The sequence below is a fragment of the Plantactinospora alkalitolerans genome (assembly GCF_015690345.1).
GTDB classification, from domain to species: Bacteria; Actinomycetota; Actinomycetes; order Mycobacteriales; family Micromonosporaceae; genus Plantactinospora; species Plantactinospora alkalitolerans.
The window spans coordinates 1-13,166 of record NZ_JADPUN010000230.1 but is presented as its reverse complement, the minus strand read 5'-3'; the positions used below and the strand labels follow the sequence as shown (position 1 = coordinate 13,166).

Annotated in this window: 9 protein-coding genes; 6 read left to right on the top strand and 3 right to left on the bottom strand. The window is 71.3% G+C overall.

Going from position 1 to position 13,166, the window contains the following annotated elements:
- Positions 1-179 precede the first annotated feature (179 nt).
- Positions 180-902 (bottom strand): hypothetical protein, encoded by a 723-nt coding sequence (locus I0C86_RS26035; RefSeq protein ID WP_196203913.1) that lies wholly within the window; start codon positions 900-902, stop codon positions 180-182.
- A 70-nt stretch (positions 903-972) separates the two neighbouring features.
- On the opposite strand from I0C86_RS26035, the gene I0C86_RS26030 reads away from it, so the two are divergent.
- The 3 genes from I0C86_RS26030 (at position 973) to I0C86_RS26020 (ending at position 5,536) form a co-directional block, all read left to right on the top strand.
- Entirely contained in the window at positions 973-3,615 is a 2,643-nt protein-coding gene (locus I0C86_RS26030; protein ID WP_196203912.1) for a valine--tRNA ligase, read from the top strand.
- Positions 3,616-3,773: 158 nt separating this feature from the next.
- On the top strand, positions 3,774-5,045 hold the full coding sequence (locus tag I0C86_RS26025; protein WP_196203914.1) for a bifunctional folylpolyglutamate synthase/dihydrofolate synthase: 1,272 nt from the start codon (positions 3,774-3,776) through the stop codon (positions 5,043-5,045).
- A complete protein-coding gene (locus I0C86_RS26020) occupies positions 5,042-5,536 on the top strand; it encodes a DUF4233 domain-containing protein (RefSeq protein WP_196203911.1) in 495 nt (164 codons plus the stop codon). Before I0C86_RS26025 ends, I0C86_RS26020 begins: the two co-directional genes overlap by 4 nt.
- Positions 5,537-5,649: 113 nt before the next feature.
- Here I0C86_RS26020 and I0C86_RS26015 read toward each other — a convergent pair whose 3' ends face one another.
- On the bottom strand, positions 5,650-7,248 hold the full coding sequence (locus I0C86_RS26015; protein WP_196203910.1) for a VOC family protein: 1,599 nt from the start codon (positions 7,246-7,248) through the stop codon (positions 5,650-5,652).
- Positions 7,249-7,572: 324 nt separating this feature from the next.
- Here I0C86_RS26015 and ndk point away from each other — a divergent pair, with 324 nt between their 5' ends.
- The 3 genes from ndk to I0C86_RS26000 all read left to right on the top strand — a co-directional run bounded on the left by ndk (position 7,573) and on the right by I0C86_RS26000 (position 12,314).
- Positions 7,573-7,998 (top strand): nucleoside-diphosphate kinase, encoded by a 426-nt coding sequence (gene ndk, locus I0C86_RS26010; protein ID WP_196203909.1) that lies wholly within the window; start codon positions 7,573-7,575, stop codon positions 7,996-7,998.
- Positions 7,999-8,349: 351 nt separating this feature from the next.
- Complete coding sequence (gene ileS, locus I0C86_RS26005; protein ID WP_196203908.1) at positions 8,350-11,523, top strand: isoleucine--tRNA ligase; 3,174 nt, start codon at positions 8,350-8,352, stop codon at positions 11,521-11,523.
- 107 nt (positions 11,524-11,630) lie between these two features.
- Positions 11,631-12,314, top strand: coding sequence for a lysophospholipid acyltransferase family protein (locus I0C86_RS26000; RefSeq protein ID WP_196203907.1), 684 nt, complete (start codon positions 11,631-11,633; stop codon positions 12,312-12,314).
- A gap of 76 nt (positions 12,315-12,390) precedes the next feature.
- Here I0C86_RS26000 and I0C86_RS25995 read toward each other — a convergent pair whose 3' ends face one another.
- Entirely contained in the window at positions 12,391-12,942 is a 552-nt protein-coding gene (locus I0C86_RS25995) for a hypothetical protein (RefSeq protein WP_196203906.1), read from the bottom strand.
- Positions 12,943-13,166 lie beyond the last annotated feature (224 nt).

The following is a 13,166-nucleotide window of genomic DNA, read 5'->3' as shown; positions in this document are numbered from 1 at the left end:
GCGCTGATGGTACTGCACTCGGGAGGGTGTGGGAGAGTAAGACGCCGCCGGACATCTTCATAATGTGGGGCCACCCTTCGGGGTGGCCCCACATTGTTTATACCGCCCTGCAAACTCCCACTGCCCTGGCAATGTTTCTGCTTGCCCAACCTTCTGCCGTCCACGAATGGTCCTGCGGCTCAGTTCCGGCTCTGTACCGTGCCCCGGATGTCGCGCAGTAGCGCCGCGGACTCGTCGACGGTACGGCCCGGGAACATGGCCATCGCGACGCTGCCGTGGTCGGCCCAGCCGCAGACGGCGAGATCGCCCTCCGGACCGGTGCTCCTCCCACACTTCATGACACCACCGAGGGAACCGGCGTCCACCTCACGGAGCTCGTCGATCGTCCCCTCGCCCTCCGCGACGAGGTCGAAGAGCCGGTCCAGATCCCGCTCCGGCTGCCAGACCAGCGCCGTACCGCCGAACAGCAGCACACTGCGCTCGGGAGCGGCCGGATCGGCGTACACGGCGCCGATGCTCTCCTGCGCGTTGATGTCGGCGGTGAACCCCGTACGGAGATAGTCGGCGGTGGTCCTGGCGCGCTCGCTGTCGTCGAGGTTCAGGCCGGCGACCTGGGCCGGAGTCGTCAGGGTGGCGTCCTTCTCCTGGGCGATGCGCCAGCCGACGCTGCCGAGGCCAGCGGCACCGGCGAGCGCCACCGCCAGCACCGAGCCGAGCACGATCTTCCGGCGCCGGGACAGGCCACCGGCAGGTACCGGGCCGTCCGGGTCTGCCGTCGGCGTGATGTCGGTCGCCTCGGTGTGCGGGGCGTCCGGCGCGGCCAGTACGACCGGCTCCGAGGTGATCTCGATAGCGCCGGAATCGACAGAAGGACGCCGATCGGAGGGGTGGGCATCGGACATGACCGCCACCGTACGCGAGCCGGGAGGTGGCGCACGACGGACCTCGGGCGGCGGCTCGTAGACTTTGTGGGTGACCGAGACTCTGGATGCCAACCGCGCCCCGGCCCCGACCCTTTCCGCCCAGTACCAGCCGGGCGAGGTAGAGCGTCGGCGGTACGAGGAGTGGGTAGCGGCCGGGCGTTTCCGGGCCTCGGCCGACAGCGACAAGCCTCCGTTCACCATCGTCATCCCCCCGCCGAACGTGACCGGCTCGCTGCACATGGGCCACGCCTTCGAGCACACCCTGATGGACGCGCTGACCCGGCGGCGCCGGATGCAGGGCTACGAGGCCCTCTGGCTGCCCGGCATGGACCACGCCGGCATCGCCACCCAGAACCTCGTCGAGCGCCAGCTCGCCGGCGAGGGCCTGTCCCGGCACGACCTGGGGCGGGAGAAGTTCGTCGAGCGGGTCTGGCGGTGGAAGGCCGAGTCGGGCGGCAAGATCCTCGGCCAGATGCGCCGGCTCGGCGACTCGGTGGACTGGGACCGCGAGCGCTTCACCATGGACGAGGGACTGTCCCGGGCCGTACAGACGATCTTCAAGAAGCTGTACGACGACGGCCTGATCTACCGGGCGGAACGCATCATCAACTGGTGCCCCCGCTGCCTGACCGCGCTGTCGGACATCGAGGTCGAGCACACCGACGACGACGGTGAGCTGGTCTCGATCCGGTACAGCGACGAGGTGGTGGTGGCCACCACCCGGGCCGAGACGATGCTCGGCGACACCGCGGTCGCGGTGCATCCCGACGACGAGCGGTACAAGCACCTGATCGGCACCCTGGTCGACCTGCCGCTGACCGGGCGACAGATCCCGATCGTCGGCGACGAGCACGTCGATCCCAGTTTCGGGACCGGCATGGTCAAGGTGACCCCGGCGCACGACCCGAACGACTTCGAGATCGGGCAGCGGCACGACCTGCCGTCCCTGACGATCATGGACGAGCGGGGTGTCATCACCGCGCCCGGTCCGTTCGAGGGCCTGGACCGGTTCGAGGCCCGGCCCGCGATCGTGGCCGCGCTGCGCGAGCAGGGCCGGATCGTGGCGGAGAAGCGGCCGTACGTGCACGCGGTCGGGCACTGCTCGCGGTGCCGTACGACGGTCGAGCCGAGGCTGTCGCTGCAATGGTTCGTCAACACCGCCCCGCTGGCCCGCGCGGCCGGCGACGCGGTCCGGGACGGCCGAGTGAAGATCGAGCCCGCCGACATGGCCAAGCGCTACTTCGCCTGGGTCGACAACATGCACGACTGGTGCATCTCCCGCCAGCTCTGGTGGGGACACCGCATCCCGGTCTGGTACGGCCCGGACGGCGAGGTCGTCTGCGTCGGCCCGGACGAGGATCCGCCGAGCGGCCAGGGCTGGCACCAGGACGTCGACGTCCTCGACACCTGGTTCTCCAGCGCGCTGTGGCCGTTCTCCACGCTCGGCTGGCCGGAGTCCACGCCCGACCTCGCCAAGTTCTATCCGACCAGCGTGCTGGTGACCGGCTACGACATCCTGTTCTTCTGGGTCGCCCGGATGATGATGTTCGGCCTGTACGCGATGGACGGCCGGCAGCCGTTCGACGTGATCGCGCTGCACGGCATGGTCCGCGACCAGCACGGCAAGAAGATGTCCAAGTCGTTCGGCAACGTCGTCGACCCGCTGGACTGGATCGAGCGCTACGGCGCCGACGCCACCCGGTTCACCCTGGCCCGTGGCGCCAACCCGGGACAGGACGTACCGGTCAGTGACGAGTGGTGCCAGGGCTCGCGGAACTTCTGCAACAAGCTCTGGAACGCCACCAGGTTCGCCCTGATGAACGGCGCGCACGTGTCGGGGGACCTCCCCGAACCGTCCCGGCTCTCCACCGTCGACCGGTGGATCCTGTCCCGGTTGCAGCAGGTGACCGCCGAGGTCGACGAGCAGTTCGAGGCGTACGAGTTCGCCAAGGTCTGCGACACGCTGTACCACTTCGCCTGGGACGACGTCTGCGACTGGTACGTGGAGCTGGCCAAGCCGGTGCTGGCCGCCGGGGGCGAGCGGGCGGAGGCCACCCGACGGGTGCTCGGACACGTGCTCGACCACCTGCTGCGGCTGCTGCATCCGGTGGTGCCGTTCGTGACCGACGAGCTCTGGATCGCGTTGACCGGCACGGAGGCGGCGGGTGCCGGGTCGGAGGGTGGATCCGTGATGACGGCGACCTGGCCGGTCGCCGTTCCGGCCCTTCGCGACGAGCAGGCCGAGCGCGAGGTCACCGATCTGCAGCGGGTCGTCACCGAGATCCGGCGGTTCCGGTCCGATCAGGGGCTGCGTCCGGCGCAGCGGGTGGCCGCCCGACTCGACGGTCTGGCCGAGGCCGGAATCGCCCCGCACGAGTCCCTGATCCGCTCGCTGGTCCGGCTGGACGAGGCGGCGCCGGACTTCCGGGCCAGCGCCACGCTCGCCGTCTCCGGAGCGGTGACCGTGGCGCTGGACACCCGTGGCTCGATCGACGTCGCCGCCGAACGGGCCCGGCTGGAGAAGGACCGGACCGCGGCGGAGAAGGAGATCACCCAGGCCCGGGCGAAGCTCGACAATCCGGCGTTCCTCGGCAAGGCCCCGGCGCCCGTGGTCGACAAGATCAGGGATCGGCTGGCCGCGGCAGAGGCGGACCTGGAGCGGATCAGCACCGCCCTGGCGGCGCTGGGGTGACGGCGGCCGGCGCAGGGGCGTTCGTGGGCGAGTCGGAAGGCGGGCAGGGGCGTGCGCGGTGAGGCGGATGGGCGAGGATCGCGGTGAGTGAACGTACTGAGCGGCAGGCCGAGTTCGCGCGGGTCGAGGCGGAGCTGGCCGGACGGGGATTCACCCGGATGGTCTTCGACCTCGGACGGATCGAGGAACTGCTCGACGTACTCGGCAGTCCGCAACGCGCCTATCCGGCGATCCACCTGACCGGTACCAACGGCAAGACCTCGACCGCGCGGATGATCGACTCTCTGCTCCGGGCGTTCGGACTGCACACCGGCCGGTACACGAGCCCGCACCTGGAGACCGTCCGGGAGCGGATCAGCCTGGACGGTGAGCCGGTCGGCGAGGAACGGTTCGTCTCGGTCTACCGCGAGGTCGCACCGCTGGCCCGGCTGATCGACGAGCGTTCCGACGAGCCACTGACGTATTTCGACATGACGACGGCGCTGGCCTTCGCCACCTTCGCCGACGCTCCGGTGGACGTGGCGGTCGTCGAGGTGGGTCTCGGCGGGGCCGAGGACTCCACAAACGTGTTGGGTGCCGGCGTCTGCGTTCTCACCCCGATCGGACTCGACCACACCGAGTGGCTCGGAGACACCATCGGGGACATCGCGCTGGCGAAGTCGGGCATCATCCACAAGGGCGCCACCGTGATCTCGGCGACCCAGCCGGAGGAGGCCGCCGAGCCGATCCTGGAACGGTGCGCCGAGGTCGGTGCCACCATCGCGCGGGAGGGCGGGGAGTTCGGCGTACTCCGCCGGGCCGTCGCGGTCGGCGGACAGGTGCTCACGCTCCAGGGTCTCGGCGGGGTCTACGACAACGTGTTCATCCCGCTGCACGGCGCACACCAGGCCCAGAACGCCGCGCTGGCCCTCGCCGCCGTCGAAGCGTTCCTCGGCGCCGGTGCGGCCCGGCAGCTCGATGTCGAGACGGTCCGCGAGGGTTTCGCGGTGGCCGACTCGCCGGGCCGGCTGGAACGGGTCCGCTCGGCGCCGACGATCCTCCTGGACGGCGCGCACAACCCGCACGGCATGGCGGCGACCGTGAACGCCCTGCAGGAGGAGTTCGCGTTCAGCCGGCTGGTCGCGCTGGTCGGCGTGCTGGAGGACAAGGACGCGGCGAGCCTGCTGGAACTCCTGGAGCCGGTCGCCGACGTCGTGGTCGTCACCCAGAACACCTCACCCCGGGCGATGCCGGTCGCGGAACTCGCAGACCTCGCCACCGAGATCTTCGGACCGGACCGGGTCGAGGTGGCGCCCGAGCTGCCCGACGCGATCGAGGCTGCGGTGGCGCTGGCCGAGTCCGACGTCCAGGGCGAGCTGAGCGGGGTGGGGGTGCTGGTGACGGGCTCGGTGGTCACCGTCGCCGACGCCCGCCGGCTGCTGAAACGATGAGCGGCCCGGGTGGGGCGACCAGCCCCGGCGAGCTGAGCGGTACCGCCGGTGGGGCGACCGCCTCCGGCGAGCTGAGCGGTACCGCCGGTGGGGCGAGCGGCCCAGGCGAGGGAAGCGGTGCCGCCGGTCCGGCCGGGCCCGACGGCGGCGTCAGGCCGTCCGGGCTGCGCGATCCGGGTCGGGCGGTACGCAGCCTGGGCGCCCTGACGCTGAGCGTCGAGACGCTCGTCCTGCTGCTAGCGATCCAGCCGATCCGACTCCTCGGCGGCGACCTGGGAGGTACGGCCATCGGCGTGGTGGTCGGGCTCGCGGTGCTCGCCGCCGTACTCGCCGGAAGTCTGCGCCGGACCTGGGCCTGGCACGCCGGAACGGTGCTGCAGGGGCTGTTGATGCTCGCCGGTCTCCTGCACTGGTCGCTCGGTGCGCTGGGCCTCATCTTCGCGGCCGTCTGGCTGTACGTGCTGCACATCCGCCGGGTCATCCTCGGCTGACGCCGGATCATCCTCGGCTGACCGGCCGGACCGGAACCCCGGACCCGGAACCCCGGAACCCCGGACCGTCGGCGGTCAGCGGCGAGCCGGCGTGCTGGCGTACCCGTCGATGCTCAGCCGGTGGAGCGGCCGCGCCACTGGGTCAGCGCGATGCCGTGCCCGTCCGGGTCCCGGAACGCGGCGGCCCAGAGTTCGAGTTTCGCCCCCCGGTTGACCGCGCGCGGCGCGTAGGTGAACTTCACACCCTTGGCGAGCAGTTCCTCGTAGACGGCGTTGACGTCGTTCACCTCGAGGTTCAGGTGGACCAGCCGGCGGTTGATCGGGGCCACGTCACGGATGGCCCGGAGCACGAGCCGGGTCGCGCCGGAAGCGAGGATGGCGTTCCCGTCGCCACCGTCGATCTCGAAGAAGCCGAGCAGGTCCCGGTAGAACGTGATCGACCGGTCGAGATTGGTGACCAGCAGGGTGATTCCGACTCCGGCGATCGGTCCGGAGCCGCCGACCCGGGCCGATGGCTGGGTGGCGATCAGATCGGCGAGGATCGCCTCGTCGTCGGGGGAGGCCGGAGCGTCGTCGAGCGGGTCCGATGGGCCCTGCCGGCCGGTACCGGTCCCGGGATCGTCCAGGGGAATGTCGATCTCGTCCTGGGGCTGCTCGGCGGTCCGATCGGAGCCTCCGGGGGGCGTCTCCGGATCCAGATCCGGATCCGCCGGACCGGTGGTCCCGGACACGGCCGAAGGTGGCGGGTCCGAGGGCGGCGGGTCTGCGGGCGGCAGGTCCGAGGGCGGGGCGTCGAAGCCGGCGTCGCCGGAGACCCGTGCGTCCGGGGCTGGTGCGTCCGGGGCCGGTGCGTCGGTCACCGTCGTGGTGAACGGCACGTCGGTGGACCTTCCGGCCGGGCTGGGACTCGGCCGTCGGGTCCGGCCGCCCGGACCGGGACCCGGCCGCGACCGGCGCGGCAACGGGGCGGTGGAGGGCGGGTCCACCAACGTTCCCTCCAGCACGATCGTCCCGCCGGGAGTCTGCCGCATCACCACCGGATCCTCGCGTGGCGTACCCAGATCGTCCCGGAGCGTCTCCAGGTCGTCGCGGAGTGCGTCCAGGTCCTCGGCCAGGTCCTCGTTGCTGACCGGGGCCCCCGTCGGCCCGGCCGCGTACGGGTCGTCGCGCCCACCGCGGGCCCACGGCGGAGTCTCCTGTTCGATCAGGATGTCGTCACCGAGCGGGTCGAGGTCGTCGAACGGCGGCGGAAGATCGCCGGCCGCCGCCGCCTCGGCGTGGGTCAGCACCTCGTCCCAGAGGATCCGTACGTGCCGCTGGTCGTCGATGGCGACCATGATCGGCAAGGTGGCTCCCGGATCCGGCCACTTCGACACCGGAACCCGGGGATCACGGATCTTCACGGACCGGGCCGGCACCCCGGGCGCGTCGATCACGATCTGGAGTTCGCAGCGTCCGAAGGTCGACGACGCGGGCGGCTCGGTGACGCTGTGCACGTGTCCGATGCCGGTCACCCAGGCCCGGGGTCCGCTGCGTACGGCGGTGATCGCGACGAGTCCGATGGCCAGCGCGAGCAGGGCCACCCCGAGGACCGCGATAGCCCAACTGCGCATCCCGGCACCGAACAGGATGACGAAGGTGGCGAAGGTGGCCAGCACGGCGGCGACGAGCTTGCGCACCGGTGCGACCTGACGACGACGACCTTCTGCCACAGTGGACCTCCCTGGTTAAGGCCAGGCTAGGCCGGATCTGGCGGGAATGGAACGACCGGAGGCCGGTACGCGGCCTTCGCCGCCGTTCCCGCGCCGGTCGGACGCCGATCGCACGCCGAGCCCCCGCCGCTCGGACGCCGATCGCACGCCGAGCCCCCGCCGGTCGGACGCCGATCGCACGCCGGCACCGGCACCGATCGGTCCGGTACGGAGGGACCTGGCGTCGGCGCCCGCCGATCGACGGGCATCCGGTCGGTCGGTCGGACGGCCGCCGCCGGTAGGCTGACCGGAGCTCAACCCTCCGGCCCGCATCGAGGAACGTCCGTGATCAGCAGTGGTTCCGTCGAACGCACGCTCGTACTGGTAAAGCCCGACGGGGTCCGGCGGCGCCTGGTCAGCGAGATTCTCGGCCGGTTCGAGCGCAAGGGCCTCGGCATCGACGCGATGGTGCTGCGCCGGATGGACGACCGGCTCGCCGACCAGCACTACACCGAGCACCTGGCGGAGCCCTTCTACCCGGGCCTGCGGGCGTTCATGACCTCGGGACCACTGATCGCGCTGGTGCTCTCCGGAGACGGAGTCGTGCGGATGGTGCGGGAGATGGTCGGGGCGACCGACGGGCGGCGGGCGGCACCCGGAACGATCCGTGGCGACTTCGCCACCTCCGGGCGGGAGAACCTGGTGCACGCGTCGGACTCCGCCGAGAACGCCCGGCGCGAGATCGCGATCTGGTTCCCGGACCTGGACTGATCGTGGCGGGACCCCGGGACGGCCTGGGAGCCCGGGAGCCGGGCCCGGTGGCCGGGGCAGCGAGCCGGAGCCGGGGATATTGAGTGAGGTCCGCCCGGGGCGTCGAGTATCGTTGAGGGTCACAGGCGATGACCCGGCGATCACCGGCGAGCCTCCGGAAGAACAGGTGGAAACACCCCAGTAGAACCGGGCGGGTCCGGCCCGTCACAGCCGGCCAACGAGCGGGTGGTCGATTCCGACCACCAAGCGGGGTGGTACCGCGGGTCTCGCGGCACGCCGGACAACGGCGTACCGGGGGATTCGTCCTCGCAGTCCACCGGCAGTGAGCTGCGACGAGGAGATCGACCCGCGATGGCGTACCCGAAGAACGCCCCAGCCGGCACGGGCGTGCCGGCCAGTCCCGACCTCCCGGAGGTCGAGCGCCGCGTGCTCGACCACTGGGTGGCCGACAAGACCTTCGAGGCCAGCGTCGAGGCCCGCGACCCGGGACCGAACGGCGGGAACGAGTACGTCTTCTACGACGGCCCGCCCTTCGCCAACGGCCTGCCGCACTACGGCCACCTGCTGACCGGCTACGTCAAGGACGTGGTGCCGAGGTACCAGACGATGCGCGGCCGGCGGGTCGAGCGGCGCTTCGGCTGGGACTGCCACGGCCTGCCGGCCGAGGTGGAGGCGGAGAAGCAGCTCGGCATCACCACCAAGGCCGAGATCCTCGACCTCGGGGTGGCCCGGTTCAACGACGCCTGCCGGACCTCGGTGCTGGCCTACACCCGGGACTGGGAGCGGTACGTCAACCGCCAGGCCCGCTGGGTCGACTTCGGCAACGACTACAAGACGCTCGACCTGGACTACATGGAAAGCGTCATGTGGGCCTTCCGCCAACTGCACGACAAGGGCCTGGTCTACGAGGGCTTCAGCGTGCTGGCGTACTGCTGGCGGTGCGAGACGCCGCTGTCGAACACCGAGACCCGGATGGACGACGTCTACCGGGACCGGCACGACCCGACGCTGACCCTCTGGTTCGAGCTGACCCCGGACTCCGCCGCCCCCGAACTGCTGCGCGGGCCGGTCCGGGTCGGGGTCTGGACCACCACGCCGTGGACCCTGCCGTCCAACCTCGCGCTCGCCGTCGGCCCCGACATCGAGTACGCGGTGCTGGAGCGCGACGGGCAGCGGTACGTCGTCGGCGCCGCCCGGGTCGGCGCGTACGCCAAGGAGCTGGACGGGTACACCCAGGTCGGCACGGTGTACGGCCGGGACCTGGTCGGCCGCCGCTACACCCCGCTCTACGACTTCCTCGTCGGGCAGGCCGGGCCGAACGCGTACCAGGTGCTCGGCGCGGAGTTCGTCACCACGGAGGACGGCACCGGGGTCGTGCACCTGGCGCCGGCCTTCGGCGAGGACGACCAGAAGGCCTGCAACGCGGCCGGCATCCCGACCATCGTCACCGTGGACGACCACACCCGGTTCACCGCGCTCGTTCCGCCGTACCAGGGGGAGCAGGTCTTCGACGTCAACAAGTCGGTGATCCGGGAGCTGAAGGACCGGGGGGTGGTGCTCCGGCAGGACACCTACACCCACTCGTACCCGCACTGCTGGCGCTGCGACACCCCGCTGGTCTACAAGGCGGTCTCCTCCTGGTTCGTCGCCGTCACCAAGGTCAAGGACCGGATGGTCGAGCTGAATCAGCAGATCAACTGGACGCCGGGACACGTCCGGGACGGCTCGTTCGGCAAGTGGCTGGCGAACGCCCGGGACTGGTCGATCAGCCGGAACCGCTTCTGGGGCTCGCCGATCCCGGTGTGGAAGTCGGACGACCCGGCGTACCCGAGGGTCGACGTCTACGGCTCGCTCGCCGATCTGGAGGCGGACTTCGGGGTCAAGGTCACCGACCTGCACCGGCCGGTGATCGACGAGCTGACCCGGCCGAACCCGGACGACCCGACCGGTCGCTCCACCATGCGCCGGGTTCCGGAGGTGCTGGACTGCTGGTTCGAGTCCGGTTCGATGCCGTTCGCCCAGGTGCACTACCCGTTCGAGAACCGGGAGTGGTTCGAGGACCACTATCCGGGCGACTTCATCGTCGAGTACGTTCCCCAGGTCCGGGGCTGGTTCTACACCATGCACGTGCTGGCCACCGCGCTGTTCGACCGGCCGGCGTTCCGGCACGCCGTGGTGCACGGGATCGTGCTCGGCGAGGACAACCGCAAGATGTCCAAGAGCCTGCGCAACTATCCGGACGTCTACGAGATGTTCGACCGCTACGGCTCGGACGCGATGCGTTGGACCCTGATGTCGTCGCCGGTGCTGCGGGGCGGGGACGTGATCGTCAGCGAGACGACGATCCGCGACTCGGTACGCCAGGTGCTGCTGCCGTACTGGAACGTCTGGTACTTCTTCTCGCTGTACGCGAACGCGGAGGGATACGAGGCCAAACGGCGTACCGACGCCGGGTCGGCTGGCAGCGGCGAAGCCGCCGGCGACCTGCTCGACCGGTACGTGCTGGCCAAGACCGGTGAGCTGGTCGACGCGGTCCGGGCGCAGCTCGACACGTACGACATCTCCGGTGCCTGCGGCACCGTCCGGTCCTTCCTGGACGCGCTGACCAACTGGTACGTCCGGCGCTCCCGGGACCGGTTCTGGTCCGGGGACCGGGACGCCTTCGACACCCTCTACACGGTGCTGGAGACGGTGAGCCGGGTGCTCGCCCCGCTGGCCCCGCTGACCGCCGAGGAGGTCTGGCGCGGGCTGACCGGGGACCGGTCGGTGCACCTGACCGACTGGCCGGACGCCGCCGAGTTCCCGGCCGACCACGAGCTGGTGGCCGCGATGGACGCGACCCGGAACGTCGCCTCGGCGGCGCTGTCGCTGCGCAAGGCGAAGGGCCTGCGGGTTCGGCTGCCGCTGTCGTCGCTGACCGTGGCCACGCCGGCCGCGAGCACCCTGGAGCCGTTCGCCGCGCTGATCGCCGACGAGGTCAACGTCAAGGCGGTGACCTTCAGCGACGAGCTGACCAGCTACTGCGAGCAGGTGCTCACGGTGGTGCCCCGGGCGCTCGGGCCCCGGGTCGGGAAGCAGGTGCAGACCGTGATCAAGGCGGTCAAGGCCGGCGACTGGGTACTGGTCGACGGCGTACCGGAGGCGGCCGGGGTCCGGCTGCAACCCGGGGAGTACGAGCTGAAGCTGGTTCCCGCCGACGTCGAGCACTCCGCACCGCTGCCCGGTGGGGAGGGCGTGGTGGTACTGGACACCACCGTCACCGCCGAACTGGCCGCCGAAGGGCTGGCCCGGGACGTCGTACGGGTGGTGCAGCAGGCCCGCCGGGACGCCGGGTTCGACGTGTCGGACCGGATCGACGTACTGCTCGCCGGTCCGGCGGAGGCGGTCGAGGCGGTCGGCGCGTACCGGGACTTCGTGGCCCGGGAGGTGCTGGCGGACTCGGTCGACTTCGCCGACCAGGTGGACGGCTTCGTCGGCGAGGTCGGCGAGGGCGGCCGGGTGACCGTGGCGGTACGCCGCCGCTGATCCTCGAGGCACGGCTGCGCAGGTGACCGGGGGACGGTCACCTGCGCGGGCCGGTCGGGCGTCGGTTAACGTGACAGCGCCCGCCCACCCCGATCGCCGGAGGTCCCGTGCCGCTGCTCTACACCCTCGGCCAGTACACCGTCGGCACCGTCATGCGGGCCGCCTGGCGGCCCAAGGTCGAGGGCCTGGAGAACATCCCGCCGACCGGTGGCGCGATCTTCGCCGGCAATCACCTCTCGGTGGCCGACGAACTCTTCCTCGGCTCGGTGGTGTCCCGGCACCTCGCCTTCTGGGCGAAGGCCGAGTACTTCACCGGCACCGGCGTACGGGGCTGGCTGACCAGGTACGTGGTCACCGGGCTCGGCGCGATCCGGGTCGAGCGCGCCGGCGGCCGGGCGGCACTGTCCGCGTTCGACGGGGCGATTCCGGTGCTGCGGGGCGGCGACCTCGTCGCGATCTACCCCGAGGGCACCCGGTCGCCCGACGGGCGGCTCTACCGGGGTCGGACCGGCGCGGCCCGGTTGGCGCTGGCCGCAGAGGTGCCGGTGATCCCGGTCGGGATGATCGGCACCGAGCGGGTACAGCCGATCGGCGCCCGGCTGCCCCGGCTCGGTACCGGGGAGGTGGTCGTGCGGTTCGGCAAGCCGCTCGACTTCATCGGCCGACCGACGGACCGGACCTCGTTGCGCCGGATCACCGACGAGATCATGACGGAGATCCAGAAGCTGACCGGGCAGGAGTACGTCCCCCGGTACGCGCCGGCCCGGAACGCCGAGGAGAACGGAACGTAGCAGCAACCTGACGATAGGTGGCCACCGGTCGCCGGTCGCCGGTCGGTGGTCGGTGGCCGGCGCCGGGCGGCGGTGGCTATGCGATGGGCTTGCGCTGGATCACCTCGGTACGAAGCGTGCTGAGCAGGTCGGAGCTGTCCGGTATGGACAGCCTGGTGAACAGCGCGGTGGCGAGGCTGCCGTGGTCGGCCCAGGTACAGACGACGACCGCGTCCCCGTCGGCTTCACCGAGGCCGCAACTGCGGTACTCGCCCCGGGCGACTCCGTCCCGGATCGGCTGGATCGTGGTGATCCGGTACTCCTCCTGGATCCGGGCGAACTCCTTCTCGACGTCCGATTCGGGGCTGAGTCGGAATCCGGTGCTGCCGTAGATGACGACCCGCTTCCCGGCCCCGTCGCGGTAGACGGCGGCGAACGGCTCACCACCGAGCAGGTTCCGCGCCTGCACCTCCTGTTTCAACTGCTCGGCAGCCCGCTTGCCGTCCCGGTTGTCGAGCAGGCGGAGGTCCCGTACCTCGGTGGGCAGCGGGTCTCTCGGCGACGCCGGGTACTGGTCCCAGATCGGCTTCGCGAAGTACGCCGGCACGCCGCAGCAACAGGCGATGCTCAGCAGGGTCAGCGTGAGCATCACCCGGGGCCAGCGCCGGCGTCGCCGGGCCGGAGGCGGAGGGTTGCCGCGCGGTGGCTTGCGCGGCGGACCGTCCGGACGATCGCGTCGCTGCCGGGGCGGCCGGGGTGGAGCCACCGGAGGCGGTGGCGGCGGAGCCTTTCGTGCCGGTGGGGCCTTCTGCGGTGGCGGTGGCGGTGCGGGTGCCCGCCGCGCCGACGGCGGGGCCGGGGGTCGTGCTGACC